This window comes from Desulfobacterales bacterium (genome assembly GCA_030066985.1).
GTDB lineage: Bacteria > Desulfobacterota > Desulfobacteria > Desulfobacterales > JAHEIW01 > JAHEIW01.
Genome location: JASJAN010000045.1, coordinates 1 through 20,335 on the forward strand (window position 1 = coordinate 1; position 20,335 = coordinate 20,335).

The 20,335-nt window shown below is 45.1% G+C and carries 30 protein-coding genes; all 30 read left to right on the plus strand.

Annotated elements, in window-relative coordinates; translation table 11 throughout:
- Nucleotides 1-1,005, plus strand: a 1,005-nt coding sequence (locus QNJ26_18560; protein MDJ0987548.1) for a phosphotransferase, incomplete at its 5' end; no start/stop codon positions are given.
- 113 nt (nucleotides 1,006-1,118) lie between these two features.
- Nucleotides 1,119-1,706: a hypothetical protein gene (locus tag QNJ26_18565; GenBank protein ID MDJ0987549.1), complete on the plus strand. Its 588-nt coding sequence runs from the start codon at nucleotides 1,119-1,121 to the stop codon at nucleotides 1,704-1,706.
- Between the two features lie 126 nt (nucleotides 1,707-1,832).
- Nucleotides 1,833-2,828 carry an aldo/keto reductase gene (locus QNJ26_18570; GenBank protein MDJ0987550.1) on the plus strand — a complete coding sequence of 332 codons (996 nt, stop codon included), beginning with the start codon at nucleotides 1,833-1,835 and terminating at the stop codon, nucleotides 2,826-2,828.
- A 142-nt stretch (nucleotides 2,829-2,970) separates the two neighbouring features.
- On the plus strand, nucleotides 2,971-3,771 hold the full coding sequence (locus tag QNJ26_18575) for a hypothetical protein (GenBank protein MDJ0987551.1): 801 nt from the start codon (nucleotides 2,971-2,973) through the stop codon (nucleotides 3,769-3,771).
- 142 nt (nucleotides 3,772-3,913) lie between these two features.
- Nucleotides 3,914-4,414 (plus strand): N-acetyltransferase, encoded by a 501-nt coding sequence (locus QNJ26_18580; protein MDJ0987552.1) that lies wholly within the window; start codon nucleotides 3,914-3,916, stop codon nucleotides 4,412-4,414.
- Between the two features lie 121 nt (nucleotides 4,415-4,535).
- Nucleotides 4,536-4,976, plus strand: coding sequence for a hypothetical protein (locus QNJ26_18585; protein ID MDJ0987553.1), 441 nt, complete (start codon nucleotides 4,536-4,538; stop codon nucleotides 4,974-4,976).
- Complete coding sequence (locus QNJ26_18590; GenBank protein MDJ0987554.1) at nucleotides 4,973-5,443, plus strand: hypothetical protein; 471 nt, start codon at nucleotides 4,973-4,975, stop codon at nucleotides 5,441-5,443. Before QNJ26_18585 ends, QNJ26_18590 begins: the two co-directional genes overlap by 4 nt.
- A gap of 96 nt (nucleotides 5,444-5,539) precedes the next feature.
- Nucleotides 5,540-5,995 carry a hypothetical protein gene (locus QNJ26_18595; GenBank protein ID MDJ0987555.1) on the plus strand — a complete coding sequence of 152 codons (456 nt, stop codon included), beginning with the start codon at nucleotides 5,540-5,542 and terminating at the stop codon, nucleotides 5,993-5,995.
- Between the two features lie 105 nt (nucleotides 5,996-6,100).
- Nucleotides 6,101-6,469 (plus strand): hypothetical protein, encoded by a 369-nt coding sequence (locus QNJ26_18600; GenBank protein MDJ0987556.1) that lies wholly within the window; start codon nucleotides 6,101-6,103, stop codon nucleotides 6,467-6,469.
- Between the two features lie 273 nt (nucleotides 6,470-6,742).
- On the plus strand, nucleotides 6,743-7,039 hold the full coding sequence (locus QNJ26_18605) for a hypothetical protein (GenBank protein MDJ0987557.1): 297 nt from the start codon (nucleotides 6,743-6,745) through the stop codon (nucleotides 7,037-7,039).
- A gap of 522 nt (nucleotides 7,040-7,561) precedes the next feature.
- Nucleotides 7,562-8,023, plus strand: coding sequence for a hypothetical protein (locus QNJ26_18610; protein MDJ0987558.1), 462 nt, complete (start codon nucleotides 7,562-7,564; stop codon nucleotides 8,021-8,023).
- An 81-nt stretch (nucleotides 8,024-8,104) separates the two neighbouring features.
- Nucleotides 8,105-8,686, plus strand: a complete 582-nt coding sequence (locus QNJ26_18615; protein MDJ0987559.1) for a hypothetical protein — start codon at nucleotides 8,105-8,107, stop codon at nucleotides 8,684-8,686.
- A gap of 67 nt (nucleotides 8,687-8,753) precedes the next feature.
- On the plus strand, nucleotides 8,754-9,098 hold the full coding sequence (locus QNJ26_18620; GenBank protein ID MDJ0987560.1) for a hypothetical protein: 345 nt from the start codon (nucleotides 8,754-8,756) through the stop codon (nucleotides 9,096-9,098).
- A gap of 127 nt (nucleotides 9,099-9,225) precedes the next feature.
- Nucleotides 9,226-9,732: a hypothetical protein gene (locus tag QNJ26_18625; protein ID MDJ0987561.1), complete on the plus strand. Its 507-nt coding sequence runs from the start codon at nucleotides 9,226-9,228 to the stop codon at nucleotides 9,730-9,732.
- A 190-nt stretch (nucleotides 9,733-9,922) separates the two neighbouring features.
- Nucleotides 9,923-10,141, plus strand: a complete 219-nt coding sequence (locus tag QNJ26_18630; protein ID MDJ0987562.1) for a hypothetical protein — start codon at nucleotides 9,923-9,925, stop codon at nucleotides 10,139-10,141.
- An 85-nt stretch (nucleotides 10,142-10,226) separates the two neighbouring features.
- The gene (locus tag QNJ26_18635; GenBank protein ID MDJ0987563.1) at nucleotides 10,227-10,673 is read left to right on the plus strand and encodes a hypothetical protein; all 447 of its coding nucleotides are present in this window, start codon (nucleotides 10,227-10,229) and stop codon (nucleotides 10,671-10,673) included.
- A gap of 57 nt (nucleotides 10,674-10,730) precedes the next feature.
- Complete coding sequence (locus QNJ26_18640; GenBank protein MDJ0987564.1) at nucleotides 10,731-11,309, plus strand: hypothetical protein; 579 nt, start codon at nucleotides 10,731-10,733, stop codon at nucleotides 11,307-11,309.
- A gap of 581 nt (nucleotides 11,310-11,890) precedes the next feature.
- Nucleotides 11,891-12,382: a DUF3795 domain-containing protein gene (locus QNJ26_18645; GenBank protein MDJ0987565.1), complete on the plus strand. Its 492-nt coding sequence runs from the start codon at nucleotides 11,891-11,893 to the stop codon at nucleotides 12,380-12,382.
- Nucleotides 12,383-12,406: 24 nt separating this feature from the next.
- Nucleotides 12,407-12,784: a hypothetical protein gene (locus tag QNJ26_18650; protein MDJ0987566.1), complete on the plus strand. Its 378-nt coding sequence runs from the start codon at nucleotides 12,407-12,409 to the stop codon at nucleotides 12,782-12,784.
- A gap of 453 nt (nucleotides 12,785-13,237) precedes the next feature.
- The gene (locus QNJ26_18655; protein MDJ0987567.1) at nucleotides 13,238-13,663 is read left to right on the plus strand and encodes a hypothetical protein; all 426 of its coding nucleotides are present in this window, start codon (nucleotides 13,238-13,240) and stop codon (nucleotides 13,661-13,663) included.
- 44 nt (nucleotides 13,664-13,707) lie between these two features.
- Nucleotides 13,708-14,460, plus strand: coding sequence for a methyltransferase domain-containing protein (locus tag QNJ26_18660; GenBank protein MDJ0987568.1), 753 nt, complete (start codon nucleotides 13,708-13,710; stop codon nucleotides 14,458-14,460).
- A 17-nt stretch (nucleotides 14,461-14,477) separates the two neighbouring features.
- Nucleotides 14,478-15,209: an SGNH/GDSL hydrolase family protein gene (locus QNJ26_18665; GenBank protein MDJ0987569.1), complete on the plus strand. Its 732-nt coding sequence runs from the start codon at nucleotides 14,478-14,480 to the stop codon at nucleotides 15,207-15,209.
- Nucleotides 15,210-15,339: 130 nt separating this feature from the next.
- Nucleotides 15,340-15,735, plus strand: a complete 396-nt coding sequence (locus tag QNJ26_18670; GenBank protein MDJ0987570.1) for a rhodanese-like domain-containing protein — start codon at nucleotides 15,340-15,342, stop codon at nucleotides 15,733-15,735.
- Nucleotides 15,736-15,852: 117 nt separating this feature from the next.
- Entirely contained in the window at nucleotides 15,853-16,488 is a 636-nt protein-coding gene (locus QNJ26_18675) for a flavodoxin family protein (protein ID MDJ0987571.1), read from the plus strand.
- Nucleotides 16,489-16,528: 40 nt separating this feature from the next.
- Complete coding sequence (locus QNJ26_18680; GenBank protein MDJ0987572.1) at nucleotides 16,529-17,323, plus strand: radical SAM protein; 795 nt, start codon at nucleotides 16,529-16,531, stop codon at nucleotides 17,321-17,323.
- Nucleotides 17,324-17,404: 81 nt separating this feature from the next.
- Nucleotides 17,405-17,758 (plus strand): SH3 domain-containing protein, encoded by a 354-nt coding sequence (locus QNJ26_18685; protein ID MDJ0987573.1) that lies wholly within the window; start codon nucleotides 17,405-17,407, stop codon nucleotides 17,756-17,758.
- Between the two features lie 44 nt (nucleotides 17,759-17,802).
- Nucleotides 17,803-18,480, plus strand: a complete 678-nt coding sequence (locus tag QNJ26_18690) for an HAD family hydrolase (GenBank protein MDJ0987574.1) — start codon at nucleotides 17,803-17,805, stop codon at nucleotides 18,478-18,480.
- Nucleotides 18,481-18,497: 17 nt separating this feature from the next.
- Nucleotides 18,498-19,184, plus strand: coding sequence for a DUF1295 domain-containing protein (locus QNJ26_18695; GenBank protein MDJ0987575.1), 687 nt, complete (start codon nucleotides 18,498-18,500; stop codon nucleotides 19,182-19,184).
- An 88-nt stretch (nucleotides 19,185-19,272) separates the two neighbouring features.
- A complete protein-coding gene (locus QNJ26_18700) occupies nucleotides 19,273-19,593 on the plus strand; it encodes a hypothetical protein (protein MDJ0987576.1) in 321 nt (106 codons plus the stop codon).
- A 67-nt stretch (nucleotides 19,594-19,660) separates the two neighbouring features.
- On the plus strand, nucleotides 19,661-20,281 hold the full coding sequence (locus QNJ26_18705; GenBank protein ID MDJ0987577.1) for a hypothetical protein: 621 nt from the start codon (nucleotides 19,661-19,663) through the stop codon (nucleotides 20,279-20,281).
- The last annotated feature ends 54 nt before the right edge of the window (nucleotides 20,282-20,335 follow it).

The following is a 20,335-nucleotide window of genomic DNA, read 5'->3' on the forward strand; positions in this document are numbered from 1 at the left end:
AATATCAATATTATATCAAATAATCTTAATATGGAAATCACCGAAAAGTATATTAGGCAAGTTTCTGATAATCTTCTATTTTTCCTTAGTGAGGAACTTGGTGATACGAAATTAGACTACGAAATTCCTCCATCACTACTTCAGGGCGGTTATGATACATCTGTTTTCCAGTTTAAGTTGAAGAACGTTCATTTGTCTCTTTCAGGGCCTCTGGTTCTTCGAATATTCCGAAAGTCTCATCCCCCTAAACAGGCCATCATGGAAAGGGTCATACATAATTCTTTGGTAGATCAAGGATTTACCGTGCCATATGTATATTATGCCTGTGTTGATGATAAATATCTGGCAAACCAATTCTTGATTATGGATTTTTTGCCCGGAGTGCTTTTACCTTCAGTTTTTGGTCAGAATACTGCCATCGTGCTCGGTAAAACACATGCTGCGCTTCACAATGCCGATTCAAGCCAATTGAGAGAAGATATGATCTCAGCGGGATTTGGCGGACGACAATATGGAATAGAAGGGAGACTCGATTATTTAATCAAGGCAAGTGAGCACTTACCGTGGTTGGAAGAAATTGTTTTGTGGCTGATAGAAAACAGACCATCTGATAGTGAGCATCTTTCCATTTGTCATGGAGATTTCCATCCATATAATGTGCTGGCCAAGGATGGCGAAGTAACAGCGATTTTAGACTGGACTGCATGTAGAATTGGTGATCCAGCCATGGATATAGCTTCTACATTGGTGATATTTAACGCGGCAGCCAAACATATAATTCCCGCATTCGATTCAAATATCGAAACCCAAAAATATCTGGATGCGTACAGGGATGAAAGGGATTTGAATGAGCAGCATTTAGGATATTATCAAGTATTATTCAGTGCATTACGTCTATTCATCGGAACTAAGGAAGCAGCTGTTTGGACCCAACTTCCTATACGGAATGAATTAATTATTATTATTTATGAAGTTACAAAAATACATGTAGAAGTTCCAAGATAGGAATTCGAAACTTCCATATAGGAAATTGCGTTGAACTTTCTAACAAGCGATTTCACAAAGGACCGCTCGTACTACGCGGCCTGTGAACCGCGGCGCTACTCTGCAGGGAAAATATGTTTACTTCACGTTTCCAACAGTTGTCCAGCGGACGAGTCATTAAATTCGCCATTGAGTATGACTCGTCGCCGGTATCGTATGCTGAAGTTCTACGTCAATGGCAGAACAATTCGGACTTCCGAATATTTTTCATTGATCTGTTGTTGGAATCACCTTTTCCCGCCTTTCGATGGGAAACGCCGCCAGTCACAATTGCAACAGCAGGTCAGCCTTTTGAGTTCGTGCTGATAGACAGCCCTGAAATATCACTTGATCCGGATCCAGCCGCATTCGCCGAGTATTTCGAAAAATCGGGGCCGGGAGGGGTTGTCAAGTTTCCGAACCTTGGTGGAGACGCGATTTTGATAGCACCATGTCCGGACGATTCCCCGCGCGACTATGGGCACCTCGCAGCGTATCTGCGAAATTCACATTTACCACAGCAGCACTTGTTGTGGGAGCTGGTAGGTGCGGCGATGGAGCGTAGAATCAGTTCGAAGCCGGTTTGGCTGAACACTGCAGGAGGCGGCGTTGCCTGGTTACATGTACGACTGGATGATCGACCGAAGTACTATGCTTACGCACCCTACCGCAATGCCGCCTAAAAAGCGCATGCCGTCGGACCCTTCGACTCGCACTGCTCGCTCAGGGCCGCTGAAGCGCAGCGTTAGGTGCTAAATGAGAGACTAGGGATCAAGTATAGGTTTAAGGGTAAAGATAAAGGAGGCGTTATGTTGTCACGACATCTTGGGCAATCGGGGATTTCAGTATCGGCCATTGGACTCGGATGTATGGGACTTTCCGAGTTTTACGGGGAACCCACGCAAGAGTCAGAGGCCATCAATCTACTCCACCAGGCCGTAGATCTGGGTGTCACTCATTTTGATACCGCGGAAATCTACGGCCAAGGACACAATGAGCAGCTACTGGGCAAGGCTTTTGCCGGACGTTGGGACCAAATTGTTCTGGCGACCAAGTTTGGTCCCCAACGGGACCCGGCCACGGGCGCCTTCGTGGGGGTGGACGGCTCTCCGGTCAATGTCCGGAACTCTTGCGAAAAGAGTCTTAAACGTTTGGGTACCGAAAAGATTGACCTGTATTATCTCCACCGTGTTGATCCGGCCACGCAGATCGAGGATACAGTGGGTGAGATGGCGAAATTAGTTCAAGAAGGCAAGATCGGGGCTGTTGGCTTGTCAGAGGCTTCAGCCAGGACGATTGAGCGGGCACATGCTGTTCATCCCATATCCGCCCTTCAGACCGAGTACTCGATATTTAGCCGTGATATTGAGAAGGATATACTTCCCACATGTGTGGCGCTTGGCATCAGCCTGGTAGCCTACTCGCCCTTAGGCAGGGGCATGCTGACCGGCCGCTATTCCTCAACCAGCGATCGGCCCACCAGCGAGACTGATTTCCGGGCCCAGATGCAGCCTCGGTTTCAGCCGGGAAATATCGAGTCTAACCTCAAACTGGTGGAGGCGATCAAGGAGATTGCTGCCCAAAAGGAATGCGTGGCAGCTCAGGTTGCTTTGGCCTGGGTGTTGGACCAGGGAGATCATGTTGTAGCCATTCCAGGCACGACCAAACTCGCCAATCTCCAGACCAACCTGGGGGCACTTGACTGTCGTCTCACAGAGGAGAATCGAGCGACGCTAAATGAATTGGCAGATCAGGTGCTCGGGGATCGATATTCGCCTGAGGGGATGGCGGCGGTCAACCAGTAACGGATGCGAGCCCTGACTACCAGTCTGGGCCAACAGCTTTCCGCCTATCAGGGCGCTGAAGCGGATCACCAAAAGCGCTGCGCACCTTTGGCGACCGCTTAGCCTGGTACGTTATGCTCATATTAAATTGACAGTCAATTCTATGAAAAACGATAAGGGATTCCAACATTACGATGGTTTGAAAATAATTGCCGCTATTGGGGTGATAGCGGCAATGGTTACCCCTGCGCTTATAAAGTATCTTGAACAATATGAATCTGATAAGCTGTACTGGCTTAGGTTTTGTTCTACACTCGTAGTCACTGTTCTACTCGTTTTTTTGGTCTTAGTGCTGATATATTTCTTTTTAACTAGAGATACTGAGACCAAAGAAGAACGTATTCATAGAGAGCAGGAGGAGAGATGTTCTACCCTCCTGACTAAAGCCATAGTTTCCTGTCGTAGTGCCTCCGAGAACGCAATAGGGTATCAAAAGACTTGGCGGAAGCCGAAGAATACTGTAGTGCGACAGGCCATATGGGGAACTCATCCTGTTGAAAATCCAGAGTTAATGGCAATCCTGCTAAATGCATGGAAAGCGGGAGACCGTGACACGGAGCTTGCCCTGCAGTTGATGTACGCCAGTTGGGGCCTCTGGGATCAGTGTTATGATTACGATTCCATACAGCAAAGAGGACTTGATGACCAGGCTCTCATCTTGGGATTCCAGCAGCCTTACGAATACTTAGGTGGACACCAGTCCGAAAACCACACCCTGCTGCTGATTGCAGGCCATATGATAACACTTTTTGATTACCAGACAGGTCTGGCCTTAAACGATTCTGAGATGTGCTTAAAGCGTTTTTTGGAGATATGTCCTGAGGGAATTCCGGATGCCGAATTTGAGGGGCGTGGCGACTTTGGCGAATATTTTTCCCACATTATTGGACATCGAGGACAATAATGAAGTAATGATATACGATATTGGGGGGAATTCGTGAAATTGGATGTAATACGAACAATCGCTTCACATGGCTTGCCAGCACCGATTTGCTGACACCCTGTGAGCTCAATCGTTAGCTTTGAAAACAAACACAAAGTAAAAAATGATAATAAGACAAGAAAAAAATACGGATATTGAAGCAATTACACAAGTAACAATTGCGGCGTATGAAAATCATCCTATCAGCCGCCAAACTGAGCATTTTATTATTAATGCCTTAAGATCAGCAGGTGCGTTAGCCCTCTCGCTGGTTGCAGAAATTGATGAAAAAATAGTTGGTCACATATCTTTTTCGCCTATTGCAATCTCTGATAGAAAAGCAAGCTGGTACGGACTCGGCCCTGTTTCGGTATTACCAGACCATCAGAAACAAGGAATAGGAAAAGCGCTTGTCAATGCAGGTTTGTCTTTATTAAAAGGCATGAACGCTCAAGGATGCGCCCTTGTTGGACCTCCTGAGTATTATCAAAAATTTGGATTTAAAAATTATCCAGAAATGATTCATGAAGGAATTCCCCAGGAAGTTTTTCTTGTGTTGCCTTTTAGTGAAAAAATGCCAAAAGGAACTGTAAGCTTCAATGAAGCATTCAAAGCGGAAAGCTAACAAGGCAATTCAACGGATGTCGCTACACGCTGAAGCTGATTTTTAGCGTTTGTGCTCTAATAATGTGGTCGCAAATTGCGACCAGATAAGCTCTACCGTCAGATTATTAGGTGATTTATTTATGCCCATCAAAGTCAGATATTTGGATAATGGAATTGGTGTATCGCTCATTGGTGAGGGGAAAATTGTCGGTGATGATATCATTAAAGCCAACAGAAAAATTTTTGCCTCCGCAGAAAAAATGAAAAAGTATAAATACGGCCTGGTAGACTATTCAAGAATTACGGAAATTGACGTATCGGCTTCGGAGGTTGATAAAATAGCTGCCCAGGATAAAAAAGCCTCTGAATTTATACCGGAGGCGGTCCTGGCAATCGCAGCTAAAAAGGATCTTGAATTCGGTCTAACTCGCATGTGGGAAATAATTGTCGAAAATTCCGGTCTGCCATGGGAAACAATGGTTTTTAGAGATATAAATAAAGCTGAAAAGTGGATAAAACAAAAGGTTAAAGAAAAATTCGATATTGATATAACAATGACACAAAGAAAGGGAGAGAAATGAGAGTTTTCCAGACTATTCTTTTGATATTGTTTCTTATGGTATCCGTTGGAAACGGCTTTGCCCAGGATGCAGATGCGGAAAGTGCGAAAAGATTTTTTGAACAGTATGTTAAGTTGGGAGAACGTTTTGATGCATCGATGGCAGATTTATTTTTGGATTCTGCCACTATTAAAAATTTACGAAGATATCCAAACGGGCTGGAAAAAACAATGCAATTAACAGGCGCCCAGTGGAAAGCTCTGATTATAAAAACAATGCCATTAGCAAAGGCAAAAGGAGATGTAAGTACGTTCAGTGAGATATACGTGTCCATTGATGGAAAACGGGCTAAGATTAAAGCAAACCGCTATTCCAACCTCAAGTGCTACACAGATACCGGATATTATATGATTATCGAACGACAACCGGATAGTGAATATAAAATTGTCAGAGAGTATACGGAAACTCAACCAAACTCTGACTGTTAAACAATCTCTGTGGGTAACTGCAAGTAAGTGCCGGATTACTGCAAATGCACTGCTGTTTTGGAGTATGTCTCAGACAAACAGTTTAGCTCAAACGATATGATTAATTTCAAGAATGATCAGAAAGACAAACCCAATTTAGACAAAATACACTCAAAGACACCTTTGGGTCTCAATATTGCTCGATATGGTATTTTAATTTTGGCCATTATTTTTTCATTGGGACTAATTTCTCAATTGATTTTGGATTTGTCTGCTTCACGTTCAGAAGTTTTTTATGGGCTTTTAGGTCATTGCATTGGTCTCTGGATCATATATTTTGGGCTTAAAAAGATAAAAAGCTGGTCTGTGGTTTTGATTTTACTTTATGCTTACTTAGCATTCCTGGGGACCATCCTTGGATTTTTTCAGATTCAAGTTGTGGATGGTTTTGACCTTTTAGAAAAGTTTTTTTTCCTGTGCTTGCTTTTTTTTTACGCTTTTCTAATCATCATCTTTTCGAGATCTGAAACGAAACGGTATTTTAAAGAAAAAGGAACAACAATCATATCATAATCAACGAATGAACCCGAAGGGTCTTTGCTTCGAAGCTTTTCCGCAGTAAACCATATAATATCTCACAGCGGCACAAAGCTTAGCCGAAGTACTAATAATAAGATTATGAAATTGATCGCCTCAGTTATTACCTTTTTACTAATAGCGCATTTTGCTCACGCTCAGCAGGAGTGTGTCTTCGACACAGTCGATCAGGAAAAAGTTCTGATAGCGCTTCAAAAGCAATATCCAGGCGCCACTTTAGACATAAAACAGAAAACACTGGAAACCAAATGGGACAAAGGCGTCATCAGGTATCAGAGGGGAGGATGCAACCACTTTGGTGAAAGAATCACATATGTGACATCAGAAAATTCTGACTTTTCAAATAAAAATATCCTGTTCGCTCAGGTCGTCAAAATGGCAAAAGAGTTCTTTAGAGATCTGATTTCAGGAAATGAACTGGAAGATTTGCTCATAAAGAGAAAGTATTAGTCGTCAAATTCGGGATCTGACAATATCTACGCTATTATTCATGATCAATTAATTGATTTATCAATTCGATATTCACGCAAGGAGCAAGACCACTCAATTGAGGTCGGATATTACATTAACTGAAATTTACATTACACTCACAGGAAACCGAAAATTAAGTCCACATCTAATTGTTAATCGAAAATTATGGATATTTTAAAATTGAAACTCGACAACAGAAAACTTACAGTCGCATTCGTTGCTCTGGTTTGCGTGTGCGTGGCCATATCAATAATGAGCTTTAAACATAAATGGGGGGGCTGGCCGGATCTGTCTGACGTTTTGATGGGTCTGTCACTGCTGGCCCCATTTACAATACCCAAAGCCTTTGGGGATACATTGGGTCTCACCAATCCGCGCTCCACCAGCGGTGTTTTGCCCATGATGGTTGTATACTGGCCGATCGTTCTCGGTTTGGGGTGGTACACCGTTCGATCCCGCAGGATAGCTGTATTTTCAATACTGGCCCTGATCACCCTGCTTGCATCATTTAGCTGGCAGATTGTGGCCACCGGCATGATGGGTATATAGGATCACCCGCCACAAAGATAAATAGCAATATAGTTAAATAGTACACCTGCACAGGGATTCAATTCGTTGTTTTCTTCTAGCCCATCATCCCATAGACCTACCTTTCCGCACAGGGTCCTCCTGATCTGCTTTAACTCCTAAATGCGAAATTGAACAGATCATCTTCCCCAGAGTATATTCTTTTCCTAACCGACACATTATGAAAAATTGAAGACGGTCTTAGAAATATATTTAAACAGTTATTTCAGGCAGTTATAAACTTTTTGTTGATTAAAACAAAGGACTCGTAATAAAATTATAGAAAGGTCGTTGTATTACTTTGCGCTTTGAAGACAACTTATTCAGATTATTCGCTTTCTATCCCGACCAGCCTAACCCCTGACAATCAGACCGAATTTCTTGGCGCATTCTCAGTATATAACATCAGCTGACAACAATAATAAAAATTACGGAAGACCATACGGGTTTAGGATCTTCTCTAAAAGTGATGAACACTTGTAGAAAACTCATTGGAGGCAAAATATGTCGGAATTAAATATAAAACTGACCGGCTGGAAAGCTGCGGTCGCAATTGTCGTTTTAATCGGGATCTTTGGCGTAAGGCTGATGACATTCAGTGATTTAAGAGATGATGAGACCTTAATGAAAAAGATAGAGTTGCAACTTTTGACAGATTACTTCCCGGATGATGTGGAAACATTAAAGGCTGCTATGGAGACAGGAGATACGGATGAGATAGAGGAAGTGGCAAACTCGATTACCAGCACCACGCTCAATGTCGAGTCGGTAGAGGCAAGTTATCCGCTTTTTAAATTTTCGAGCCCCAAGAAAGTCGTCGTAAAAGTGACCTATTCATTGGATGACGATTCCGGAACAAGAGAAACGGCAACGAATTTCTATCTTTTCAAACATGGTTCCCTTGGCAATATCTGGACATACAAACACGAAACAACTGCCGTCAGCTATTATCTCAATTTTATTTGATACGACCTGGGAAAAAGAAACAGATGGCTAACTAAACTTTTTGAATCAACGCCTCAAACTTACGCAGAGAAAAAGCAGATCATGGAACAGCACGGCAATCGTGAGACATACGGTCACAGAATAGATAAAAATGATATTATCATCGGTGTGAGCGACAATTGGTACTCATTCGCACTGGAAAACCTGGGTGCCCAAAGCTGTTCACCCGAGAATATTATTGGGTCATCCTTGTGGGATCATATTCGCGATCCTGAGACAAGGCACCTGTATGAAATGATACTGCAAAAAGTCCGGGAACATCATCAGCAGGCGACTTTTTCATTTCGCTGCGATTCACCGGAACAGCGCCGTTTCCTCAAGCTTACAGTTATTCCACTGGAAGACGGCTCTGTCGATTTTGAAAGTCAAACAATTAAAACAGAGCTAAGAAAACCCGTTGAGTTGTTGAGATCTGATGTAGAAAGATCAGAGGAGACAATAAGAATTTGCAGTATGTGCAAGAAAATAGCGATGTCCAAGACTGATTGGGAGGAGCTCGAATTCGCGGTACAAAAATTGAAATTATTTGAGAAAACCCGTCTGCCGCAGTTTACGCACGGCATCTGCCAATCATGTTATGATGAAACTACTGCAGAACTCAAAAAGTTGTCCAATTCTAAGTAAAAAAATAAGTCTTTCACTGTTTATATATGAGTTGACATGTTCGCAACTATCCAGAAAGGCAGCACAGGTGATTGCCTACCAATATGACAAAGCTAAAAATATAATTGAAGTCTTTATCGAAGGCACGTTAGGTGCCCAGGATGTTTTGGACTATTTCGATGTCATCATGGAAGACGATACGGTGGGTCCCGGCGCCATTGAGAAAGTACATTTTGATCAAGTAAGGGATTTTGCATTTACCCATGTTGATGTCATGAAAATGCGCAATAAATATGAACACCTGAAGAGAAAAAAGCAAATCGCTGAAACCAGGTTTATCGTTTGTAACGACCTCGGCTTTGGTATGGCAAGGACGATGCAAATGATATCTGAAGCCATAGAGCACCCCACTACCATCGAGCGGCTCGACTAAAAGGCCTCGGTACAACGGAAAAGGACAACTTCCAACCGCTGAGCTGCATTTTGATCAGCAGGCGAAAACCGATGGAAAATTGAAGTCAGAATGCCATTTGGCCAATACGTTCATCAACGGAGACAAGATGGAAATAGACATTCAGCTAAACAAAGAAGATTGGTTGAAATTTAATCAATTCGTTCAAAAGCGCACGTTGAAAAAGCTTAAAGGGTTTGTGGATGGGTTCTTTGGAAATCTGGTCATTTGGCTTATCTTGATTTCGCTTTTTGCCATTATATTCTTAACGGTTAAGGTCTGGCATTGGCCAACCGCCATATCTGTTGCCACCGTTTTTATCGCAATGATTGGCCTGTTTCTATTGAACATTTATAGAATGCAATCCTCGCTAATGCCGTCCGAGCGAGGCAGTTTCATCGGTAAACATCATTTTGTTTTTGATGAAAAGGGCATCCATTCAGAAGGAAAAGGATACACCGGTTTTCACAGTTGGGATGTTGTCCAATCCATTGAACACCACAGCGGTCTGGTCATACTCTTTTTGGATACCGCCTTTGGATATATTTTCCCGGAAGATCAGCTCGAAAACACCGCTGATTTTATAGAAAGAATGAATCAGTTCAAGCCATCATAAATTGAAACAAACCATGAGATGCTCAAAAACCTGAAGGCTTCGGTTTTATCATCTGCATCGTTTAGCGATTCATAGTTTAGTCATCAATATGATTTATACCTGCAAAGCGTGCGGATTAAGTGGGGGTCGAGGTATTCTCCCGCATACGACCTGTAGTTTGCTGCTAATTGTTTATATGAGCATGGCGTTTGTGCCATTAATAGTCATTTTGCGACTGATATTTCCGGAAGGATTGGGGTGGTGGTGGCTGCTGGGCGGCCCGGCGCTTTTTGCAGCTTCATTGATCATGTCATTTTTTATCGGTTTTTGTGTTGAACTGATCGAGTGGTTGTGGTTTTGCCGTCGAAAATTTTCCATTTGCGGCAAAAGAAAATGGTCATGGGGCTACACACAGGGTTTTGGTCTTTGACAAGACTGAATGAAGTTCAAGCGATAAAAACACAGATAGGCGCTGTTACATTTAACAACTCATCAAAAAGAGAGACTAAGAAATAATGAGCTTTGAACATTCTCAAATCAGGCATGGTGTTATAAATGGCGTCCAAGTCATAGTTATTTTGATAGCAGGTGTATTATTCTATTTTATAGATAAAAAGTTCTACGGCAGAGACATTGGGTATTTGTTTAATACGGGCTTTATTGTGCTTTTACTATTATTCGCAATATATTTAATCCAGAAGCTAAAAAGAAGAACAGAATATACACAAACAGTTACAGATGAGATGATCGAGTTTAAGTCAAACGGAGCCACAACACACCAATTTCAAAAAGATGACATTAGCAAGATTGACATAAAGATCAGAAGACATCCTCGGATAAAATTTTTTATGAAGTCTGGGAAAAAGGTTACAATGCCAGGTTGCTATTTTTTTAATCCTGATTCACTTTTCAAAGAACTGATGTTGTGCGGATACCCGGTAGTTGATAAGCAATACGATTAATTCAATAAGATAAAATTATTTATATAAATGGTTGAATATACTTTATCAAAACAACTGATGGATCGTATCAAAAGCACGCTTGAGCCTGAAGAGCAAATTGAATGGCTGGGAAAACCAACCCCCAGTTATTTTGCTCATGGCGGTATTGGCGCATTGGTATTCGGGATACCATGGACGGCTTTTATTATCTTTTGTTATATTAAAATACTCAGCCATGTAGGATTACATCCCGCTTTGCTATATATGCTACTGCCCTTGATTTTTGGATTGCTCATTTTATCAATCCCTATCTGGAATCGCCGCAATTGGACAAAAAACGTATACATCATTACCAACAAGAGGGCGATCAGAATTTATCAAGGACGGTCTAACCGCATAATCCAATCTTTTTACCCCAAACATCTTCAGGACATTTACACCAAAGAGCATAAAAATGGATTAGGTGACGTCATCATTACGTGCCAGACACTGCGTAACTCCTGGTTTGCTAAGCAATATGAGCCCCTGGGGTTTTTGCTGTTAAAGGAACCCAAGGAAATTGAAGACAAATTAAAACAACTCGCCGTAAAAGTGGCCGAATCCAGCCCCGCCTTATCCACCAGGGCACAACCATGGCGCATCAAAAGAGCATTATAATGAAATTGGCTGCAATAATTGTTGTTTGGCTGTCTTTATGTGCCTGCGAACCTTCTTATTGGTTAAGTGGACCTGTCGGAAAAGCGATAAGAAATGAAGTCCGCGTTGCCCAAAAAACAAGCAAAGCTTAATACATGAATACAAAACAAAAATTCTGTATTGCAACGATCGTTATTTTGTTAATTATCAGCGTACTTTTCGCAGCATTAAACATGTTTTACTTCAGGGCAAACGGTCATCATTTTAAGAATCTAGCAGACCTTGTTTTCGATGAATCCGTCATTTCATGTTTTGTTCTCAAGAAAAATAATCCAGATATTAGCTCCATCTATAAAAATATAGTGGTCACCAGCCATGTACAGCAAATCGTTTTCATTTTTGTAATCTTTATCAATTATATTATCATTTCGATGAGTTTAATCTGGTTACACCGCACGCTTAAGCGTCAGAAAATCTGACCCCACGCTACCTGGCCTACCAATAAACAAATTTTGGGGTTTGATTCTGAACCCAAAATTGTCTATGCTAAATCACGATCGCTGCTTCCTGATTTGCAGGTATACTAAAAAAAGGAGGGGCCTATGAAGATTAACCCGGAGCTGGCTTCGCCCTGCGGCCTGTATTGCGGTGTGTGTGCCATTTATATCGCCCATCGCGATAACAATCAAAAATTTAAGGAACGACTCGTGGCACTGTATAAAGGGGGCGTTCCCGGTAAAGGCACCCTGCCGAACAGTGAAAACCTTTCACTTGAAGATATGCAATGCGATGGGTGCATGTCCGATAATCGGTTTATGCACTGCCAGCAGTGTGAAATCCGTGACTGCACCCAGGAAAAAGGCTACAGCGGGTGTCATCAATGTGATGAATTTCCATGTGAGCATATTGAAAATTTTCCGATGATGGTTGGCAAAAAAGTGATTTTAAGAGCCGTTCATTATAGACGCGAAGTCGGTACGGAAAAATGGATCCAGGATGAAGAAGCCCGTTATTTTTGCCCGGATTGCGGCAACAAGGTTTTCAGAGGGGCTGTCAAATGTAATCGGTGTAAAAGCATGCTGGACCTGGATTAGGTTTGCAGTCTCGGAGGGTAAAAAATGAAAGAGCAAGTGTTATCCGTTACGGAAAACCAGTTTTCGGAAATCCCCAGGGAATCCTGGGCACAGCATGTTCAGCAAAGAGCATCGGAATTACCAAAACTGCTCGACTTTATGACCGAAGATCATCATCTGATCCGTTATTTTGTGGTCAGGGAGCTGCCCCGCCTCGCAAAACCCATCCCGCCGGAGCACATCGCTGAAAAATGTGACCTGCCATTATCAAAAACGACCGCGATTCTCGATGATCTGGAGAAGAATCTTTTTTTTCTGGTACGAAATGACAAAGGTGAGGTCCTCTGGGCCTATCCGGTTAGCGCTGACAAAACACCGCATCAACTGACGTTCAGCAGCGGCGAAAAAATTAATGCCGCCTGAGCGGTCGATGCCATTGCCACGCCCTTCGTGCAGGGGCACCTGCGAAAAAAATCGATCAGCGTAACAATCGATACGGTCTGCGCGCACAGTGATCAAGCGATACAAATCGTGATGGACAGCGAAATGAACTACGAGGTCTACCAGGGAAATTGCACGCCTCACATCATCTCCCCCCTGGTGGATTGGGATTCGTTTTCAGCCCCCAATATCATCCCTGACTTCTGACAGAAATCAGTATTCTTCTGTTCAGAAGAACACGCCAGAGCGCATTTTGCAGCATCTGAACCGGTCAATGGGTTGGTTTTAAGCATCGATCAGGCGGTTTATTCAATACCGATCATCCAGGCCGCCCTGTTTGCATTTAGCTAATCCCTATGGCAACATTAGCCATGGTATACAGAAAAGATGCGCATCCGGAAGGCATCATTAGCGAGGTATTTGGTTTAATCTGAAATGTGTTACTTAGTTTACCTGTCGACTGACTTTGAGGGGGATTTATCACAGCACAACTGCGCGCTCATCCGCTTTGAAAAAAACTTCAGCGACACCGATCCAGCCGTATTGGATCTGCTGGAATATGAAGACCGGTGGTTTGTGGGCTCAAAAGCAGGCTGCAGCTGCACCTTTCGCCATTTGCTGTCGGTTGAGCTTGGTTTTGGTGAACCGGTTGAATGGTTTCCGGAAGAAGCGGATGAAATCGAGGCCACAAAGCTATTTTACGATGTGGTTTCTGACCTCATATCTGCCGGGCATAAGGTAGATTGTATCCAAATTTGGAGCGGCACAAAAAAGGACCAGATTAAACGCCTTGCGGTTGACCTTGACGGTGTTTCAAGGGACTCGTTTCGCTTCTTTGAGAACCATCACTTAATTTTTTAAGCAAAGGGTAGAAGCCGCCTAAAGGGTCTGATAGAGAGGAAAACATGGCAGAGCATAGTGCGCAAATTAAAGCCTTGATCGAATTGCATCGCGGTCTGGAGCGCCAGGGCCCGGGTGATCCGTCATTTTCAGAACACATCTTATCCCTGCTGCCGGAATTGCCGCCCAAACCCCGCATTGTCGATCTTGGCTGCGGTGCCGGAGCCGGGGCCCTGATTCTGGCCAAATGGTTTAAAACCCAGATCATTGCGGTCGATTTTTCAGGCCCTTTTCTGGAAGACCTGAAAGACTTTGCCAAAGCGCAGGGCCTGGATCACCTGATCGAAACCGTTGAGGCCGATATGGGAAGCCTTGACTGGCGGCTGGCCAGCGTCGATCTGTTGTGGTCGGAAGGCGCCGCCTATAACCTGACATTTGAGGGCGCTTTAAATACCTGGCGCCCCCTGCTGGCCCCCGGCGGCCTGGCGGTCATCTCGGAAATCAACTGGTTCACCGATCAGATACCGCAGCCGGTCTTAGACTTCTGGCAGGCGGCGTACCCGCAAATTGCCAGTGAAAGCGAAAACGCCAAACTGGCACGCCGCAGCGGATTTGAGGTGCAGGGCGTCCATCGCCTGCCCACCCAGGCCTGGTGGACATACTACTACGAACCGCTGAAAGACCGCATGGATGCGCTGCGGCCTGCAGCCGACCCGGTTATGCAGGGGGTCATCTCCGAAACCGAGTCTGAAATCGAATTTTTCGAAAAATACAGCGACAGTTACGGCTACTCATTTTATTTGCTGCAAGCTGTTTAGTCCTTGCGGGATTTGTCATGCGAAGCATCCTATTCTGGGCCTTGCTGCCATTTATACTGCCGCAGGCCCTTTATGTCCGCAAAACCGCACCTCGCTTCTCGGCAGCAGGCGGGTCCCGGGAAGGTATTGCGGGTTCCGGGAAAAAATATCACCTGATTGCCATCGGTGATTCCATTATCGCAGGGGTCGGCGCCTCAACTCTTGCGAAAGCGCTGGTGGGTCGAACCGCAGAGCGGCTAGCCGTATTGTGCAATTGCGCCATCAGCTGGAAGACGATCGGGCGCATCGGGGCAGTGTCAAAACAGGTGATCGAGCGGCTTGTCCCCCAGTTGCCCGAAAAGCGGCCGGATATCATGGTCGTGTCTGTGGGTGTCAATGATGCCACCTCGCTGTCCAGTGTGGTCAAATGGCGCCAAAACCTTTCAAAACTTTTGGGCGCTCTGGTCGCTTATGCCCCCGACGCTACCATTGCTGTTGCCGGCATACCGCCGCTCAGAGGCTTCCCGATTTTGCCCCAGCCCATGCGGGCCCTGTTCGGCATCCGCGGTGAAACCTTTGACAGGGTCCTGCGGCAAGAAATCGCACGGCACCAAAATGCGATTCACGTCCCCCTGGACTTTGAACCGGAGCCGCAGATGTTTTCGGCCGATGGCTTTCACCCATCGGAGGAAAGCTATCAAGAGTTTGGTGAGATGATGGCAAGCGGGATAGCCGCGCGACTCGAGGCCAAAGAATCCAAAAACGCATAATCCATCTGCGGCCATCTGGTGCTATCAACCATCGTATCGAGCAAAATCTTGCGCCTGGTTTTGATATAGGATATCAAGCGTTAGGAATTTTTAGATATACCTAAAACTCAACCCAGGCACAGGAGACATGATGAGCTCAATGGTCAGTCGGCCTCCGGCCGCAGATTCCGAACGGGCGTTAAAGCATTTTGAAAGTTTGCTTGAATTTGAAACAGATTGCTGGGATGTGCATCATGCCATGACCAACGATCGTCAAGACTTTGTGCTGCTCGATGTTCGGGGAGAAAAACTTTACAAAAAAGGGCATATCAAAGGCGCCGTCAGCCTGCCGCATGCCCGTATTAACGAAGACACGCTCAATGCCTATCCGCCGGATACGCTGTTTGTGGTCTATTGCGCCGGCCCGCATTGCAATGCCACTGAAAAGGCTGCGGTTCGATTGGCCAGGCTGGGCCGGCCGGTAAAAAAAATGATCGGCGGTGTTACCGGCTGGATCGATGAAGGCTTCAGCCTTGTTCAGGTTTGATGTCGGGGGATATTTTTTTGCATCATGAAAACCTTAAAATTACTGTATCCCGAGCGGCAAATGCTGGGCATGCATCTGAGCCTGATAATTAATTGACTTGAAAATGAGGAGATTCTTATGAAGGTCATATCTATTTTCGGTGGTCCGAGAAGAAAAGGAAACACGGCAACCGTTCTGGGTTGGGTAGAAGCGGAATTACAATCTCAGGGGCACCAGGTCAAACGAATTAATTTAGCTTCCAAAAAGATCAATGGATGTATCAGCTGTTACAAGTGCAAGGATAAACCAGACGAACCCGGCTGTGTTCAAAAGGATGACGGCCCAATGATCATCGATCAGATGGTGGCCAGTGATATTGTTATTTATGCCTCGCCCTTGTACTACTGGGGCTTTAGTGCCCAGATGAAGGCACTGATTGACCGCTGCTATTGTCTTTACAGGGGGGAATGCGGCGCACCGAATCATACGTCTTTTGTCGAAGGTCAGCGCCAGGCACTGATCGTGACTGCTGCGGATCCATTTGAAAACAATGCCGAACAGGTTCTGACCTCGTTTCAAAGAATGCTGGTATACAATAAGACCCATTCCGCCGGTGAGCTATTGGTCTGCAATAGCACCACCCCGGCAGAACTGGGCGAAGATGTTAAGGATCAGGCCGGTCAATTTGCCAATCAATTATTTGCCGCAACCCAAAGGCCCTATGCGCTGCTGATTCCCGGCGGGGCCATAAAACTGGTTCCGCAAGGCGAATAAAACCGATTCGTTTCCCTTTAGGAAGAAAAGAGGTAAACCGATGCGCATTTCGACATGCACCCAGCGCCCGATTCTAATACCCTGCAACCTGCAAAACATTGCGTACCAGGTTGACCCGTACGTTGGTTGCGGGCACTACTGCTACTACTGCTATGCCCTTAACCAGGCTGAGACAGACTGGGAAAAGGAAATTCACATACATAGTGACATAGCCGGTCAACTCGCTGAAGAACTGGAAAATATATCTCCACAGAAGATCTATCTGAGTTACTACACCGATCCGTACCAACCCTGTGAAGACGAGCAGCGCCAGACCCGCAGGGTTCTGGCGCTGCTCTTGGAAAAGGGGTTTTGGGTAAGTATACTCACCAAGTCTGATCTGGTCGTTCGCGATATGGATCTGTTGCAGGAAATGCAGGATGCCTCGGTCAGCGTCTCGGTGGCCTTTAACGACAACCGTGTCCGCCAACAGTTTGAAGCCCATACCATCGATACCGAGGACAGAATTGAGGCGTTGCGGAAATTAAGCGCAGCCGGCATCAAGACCAATGCCCTCATCTGCCCGGTGATCCCGTATATTACCGATGTGAAACCGCTGATTGATATGCTCGCGCCCCACACGGATACCATCTGGATATACGGACTCAGCATGCAGGCACGCTCGGATCGAAACTGGCAAAACCTTGAAAGCATCTTGCAACAGCATGTTCCTGACTTGAAGGATAAAATTAAAGAAGTGGTCTTTTCAAACGACCATTCCTATTGGGCCCAACTCCGGCAGAAATTAGAACAGCTGCAGAAAGATCAACAGCTCAATCTGAATATCCATTTATAACAATTTTGATTGTGGACGACTCGAAAGCTTTAGCAAGCATGGCACAAGACCTGACTATCAGTATGTGCCCGTAGCAACAATATGATGAAACTCATTGTCGTAGAAGCGCACAAATCAAACTATCCGGATCCCATTCATTTCCAAAAAGGGGATCGTTTGATGATCGCAAAGAGAGACACTGAGTTTAAGGGCTGGATTTGGGTGACGACTAAGGATGGTAATCAGGGCTGGGCACCGGTACAGTACCTCCAAATCATAGATGAACGAAAGGCAGTTGCCAAACAAAATTATACGGCCGTTGAACTGGATACCTGTGCTGGTGATGAACTGCTGCTGCATGATGAGGTCAATGGCTGGGGATGGGTTGAAAAAAAAGATGGTTCCAGCGGGTGGGTGCCGATGAATACCACAAAATTGCATAGTGATTCCATTTAAGGGCTTTTGCTGCATCGAATTCTAATCCTTTGAGCAGGCAACAAATGATTTTTTTTGATATTGACGAAACCCTGTTGAACAACAGCGCGGCAGAGCGAGCGGCTGCCGACAAATTTTATGACCTCCATAAAGATGTGCTGCAGGAACCGCTGGATGCGTTTATTGATCGCTGGCAATCATTAACCGAGTGCAATTTTCAGCGCTATCTATCCGGCGAGCTTTCCTTTCAGGGGCAACGACGCGAGCGCCTCAGGCAAGTTTTTGCAAATAGACGATCTATAAGTGATGCTGAAGCCGACACCATCTTTGATGTCTATCTTCGCTTTTATGAAAGCAGCTGGCAGTTGTTTGCCGATGTTGAGGACTGCCTCGATGATATGAGCGATTTTCATTTGGGTATTATTTCCAACGGTGACGCTTTTCAGCAGCGGCAAAAGCTGGAGGCATTGGGAATTTCCGATAGATTTGCAACGGTTGTGATCTCCGGTGACATCGGTATGACAAAACCGGCTTCAGAAATATTTCACCTGGCCTGTGAAAAAGCCGGGTCAAAACCATCTGAATGCTGGCACATCGGAGACGATTTGAAGGCCGATGTTAAAGGCAGTCTTGCGGCGGGGATGAATGCCGTCTGGCTAAATCGAAACGGCAAAGCGCAGTCGACCGGAATTACGACGATCAAATCTTTGGCAGAACTGATGGGCAAAATAAGTGCAGAATGAGTTGCGGAAAGGCCTAAATGATCTTTGTTGATCAATATGATAGCTCTTTTTGGGAAAAATTTGCCTTCAGCGGCTGGATATTGTTGACCCTTTTTGTGTGTTTGTGGCTGCTGTTTGCCGATTATATGACATCGAGCATGTGGCTGAAACAGTACCAATTGGCCGGCGATCCGCTCAGACGAATACTCCTGGCGGTGGGTTTGATCATCTACTATGTACGACTTCAGATCACCGTCTGGGTTTTCCAGAAACGCCGCTGGACATGGTCTGAAACGATAACCATTACGACTTTCATCTCACTGGTTTTGCTTGCTGTCGCCTGGTTTGGCGGTAACAACAAGCAACAGGTGGGTATTGTCGAGGTGATCGGCATCCTGCTGTACCTGGCAGGCTCTTATCTGAATACCTATTCCGAGTACGCACGGCACATATGGAAATTAAAAACGAAAAACAAGGGGCAGCTGTATACGGAGGGATTATTCCGCCTGTCGATGCATATCAATTATTTCGGCGACCTTGTCCTTTTTACCGGGCTTGCCATGCTAACAGCCCGCCTTGGTATGCTGCTGATTCCCTTGTTCATGACGGTAAATTTTATCTTCAATATCATCCCGGCGCTCGATCGCTATCTTGAAACAAAGTATAAAGACGAATTCAGAGAATACGCCAGTAAAACCAAAAAACTTATCCCGCTGATATATTAGCGCTGTTTGCCACAAAAACCCGGCACAAAGACCTAATCCATGATACAATTAATAAAAAATATTCCTAACAATATGGATGGTCTTTGATATGAAGAACTTTAAAGCACTAAAATTCGGGTACACCCTGCTAAGCGGCATTCTGGTACTAGCGGGGATTTCGGCTGTGTTTTACGTTGGCGCTTATATGAACAAAGGGCATCCGCCGGCATCCGGCATTTATGCGCTCATCGTCGTGCTGGTGATTACACCTTTATCTGTTTTGAGTTTAATTGCAGCTTTTATCGGTGCCAATAATTATTCCGGCCGCCGGTTAGGCATATATTTCGTATTTCTAGGCATCAATATTTTCTATTTGTTCTGTATCGGCCAGGTCTGGTTTTATAAGGCCATTCTGGGCAAGCCCATTTAATTGATCATGAGCTTAAACCTCAAGGGCTCGGCGGCGCGGTGCTGACGCCGATAATCGAATTAAACATATGGAAGCCATTCAACTCAAATCCCGCTACGATCACCAGGGCAAGGCAAAAAAATACGAAAGAACCTATGCCTTTTATGATGATCACGGACAACTCTATACGATGTGCGATGTTTATGGCGCCTGCATATCTGCACCCACAGTTTATTCAAGTGCGAACCGTGAAAGCATGAATTTTACGATGGCGGCCAAAGGAAAATTGATGAATGCCACCTATTTTCTTGAAGACCCGGGCGGTGCACGGTTTGCCACCATCACCCGCAAAGGCATCGGCTTTCGCTGGAAGATTTTAGGTCAAAATGATCAGGAAATAGCACGGATTATCGATCCGGCCAGCAGGAAAGAAGCATTTTTCCGCGATTTAATGAGCGCTCAGCCAGACAGCTATGCGGTGATGTCTAACGCGGACATGATCGCCATTGTCAAAAAAGAGGACCTGCACAAAGCCATACGGATCAAACCCAAAAACGTCCTCGGTAAATTGATGGATAAGGTTATTCCGCAGCGGGGGCTGACCATGCGCTTTGAGCCGCAGCACACCCTTGCGGTCGATCATCGGGCGCTGGTGGCCGGGATGACGCTGCTGGAGGTCCATGACATCAAAGGTGTCAACAGACAATAGCCTGCGCGGCAGCGACGATGAAAGAACATCGTCCGGCGCCGGCAGTCAAATCCG

Excerpts from the sequence above, each read along its gene's own strand:
- QNJ26_18700 (MDJ0987576.1), top strand. The coding sequence starts at position 19,273 with ATGAAGAACTTTAAAGCACTAAAATTCGGGTACACCCTGCTAAGCGGC.
- QNJ26_18600 (MDJ0987556.1), top strand. The coding sequence starts at position 6,101 with ATGAAATTGATCGCCTCAGTTATTACCTTTTTACTAATAGCGCATTTT.
- QNJ26_18610 (MDJ0987558.1), top strand. The coding sequence starts at position 7,562 with ATGTCGGAATTAAATATAAAACTGACCGGCTGGAAAGCTGCGGTCGCA.
- QNJ26_18650 (MDJ0987566.1), top strand. The coding sequence starts at position 12,407 with ATGAAAGAGCAAGTGTTATCCGTTACGGAAAACCAGTTTTCGGAAATC.
- QNJ26_18705 (MDJ0987577.1), top strand. The coding sequence starts at position 19,661 with ATGGAAGCCATTCAACTCAAATCCCGCTACGATCACCAGGGCAAGGCA.
- QNJ26_18680 (MDJ0987572.1), top strand. The coding sequence starts at position 16,529 with ATGCGCATTTCGACATGCACCCAGCGCCCGATTCTAATACCCTGCAAC.
- QNJ26_18585 (MDJ0987553.1), top strand. The coding sequence starts at position 4,536 with ATGCCCATCAAAGTCAGATATTTGGATAATGGAATTGGTGTATCGCTC.
- QNJ26_18605 (MDJ0987557.1), top strand. The coding sequence starts at position 6,743 with ATGAGCTTTAAACATAAATGGGGGGGCTGGCCGGATCTGTCTGACGTT.
- QNJ26_18575 (MDJ0987551.1), top strand. The coding sequence starts at position 2,971 with ATGAAAAACGATAAGGGATTCCAACATTACGATGGTTTGAAAATAATT.
- QNJ26_18685 (MDJ0987573.1), top strand. The coding sequence starts at position 17,405 with ATGATGAAACTCATTGTCGTAGAAGCGCACAAATCAAACTATCCGGAT.
- QNJ26_18695 (MDJ0987575.1), top strand. The coding sequence starts at position 18,498 with ATGATCTTTGTTGATCAATATGATAGCTCTTTTTGGGAAAAATTTGCC.
- QNJ26_18615 (MDJ0987559.1), top strand. The coding sequence starts at position 8,105 with ATGGAACAGCACGGCAATCGTGAGACATACGGTCACAGAATAGATAAA.
- QNJ26_18590 (MDJ0987554.1), top strand. The coding sequence starts at position 4,973 with ATGAGAGTTTTCCAGACTATTCTTTTGATATTGTTTCTTATGGTATCC.
- QNJ26_18565 (MDJ0987549.1), top strand. The coding sequence starts at position 1,119 with ATGTTTACTTCACGTTTCCAACAGTTGTCCAGCGGACGAGTCATTAAA.
- QNJ26_18670 (MDJ0987570.1), top strand. The coding sequence starts at position 15,340 with ATGAGCTCAATGGTCAGTCGGCCTCCGGCCGCAGATTCCGAACGGGCG.
- QNJ26_18645 (MDJ0987565.1), top strand. The coding sequence starts at position 11,891 with ATGAAGATTAACCCGGAGCTGGCTTCGCCCTGCGGCCTGTATTGCGGT.
- QNJ26_18690 (MDJ0987574.1), top strand. The coding sequence starts at position 17,803 with ATGATTTTTTTTGATATTGACGAAACCCTGTTGAACAACAGCGCGGCA.
- QNJ26_18625 (MDJ0987561.1), top strand. The coding sequence starts at position 9,226 with ATGGAAATAGACATTCAGCTAAACAAAGAAGATTGGTTGAAATTTAAT.
- QNJ26_18580 (MDJ0987552.1), top strand. The coding sequence starts at position 3,914 with ATGATAATAAGACAAGAAAAAAATACGGATATTGAAGCAATTACACAA.
- QNJ26_18595 (MDJ0987555.1), top strand. The coding sequence starts at position 5,540 with ATGATTAATTTCAAGAATGATCAGAAAGACAAACCCAATTTAGACAAA.
- QNJ26_18635 (MDJ0987563.1), top strand. The coding sequence starts at position 10,227 with ATGAGCTTTGAACATTCTCAAATCAGGCATGGTGTTATAAATGGCGTC.
- QNJ26_18660 (MDJ0987568.1), top strand. The coding sequence starts at position 13,708 with ATGGCAGAGCATAGTGCGCAAATTAAAGCCTTGATCGAATTGCATCGC.
- QNJ26_18665 (MDJ0987569.1), top strand. The coding sequence starts at position 14,478 with ATGCGAAGCATCCTATTCTGGGCCTTGCTGCCATTTATACTGCCGCAG.
- QNJ26_18655 (MDJ0987567.1), top strand. The coding sequence starts at position 13,238 with ATGTGTTACTTAGTTTACCTGTCGACTGACTTTGAGGGGGATTTATCA.
- QNJ26_18640 (MDJ0987564.1), top strand. The coding sequence starts at position 10,731 with ATGGATCGTATCAAAAGCACGCTTGAGCCTGAAGAGCAAATTGAATGG.
- QNJ26_18675 (MDJ0987571.1), top strand. The coding sequence starts at position 15,853 with ATGAAGGTCATATCTATTTTCGGTGGTCCGAGAAGAAAAGGAAACACG.
- QNJ26_18570 (MDJ0987550.1), top strand. The coding sequence starts at position 1,833 with ATGTTGTCACGACATCTTGGGCAATCGGGGATTTCAGTATCGGCCATT.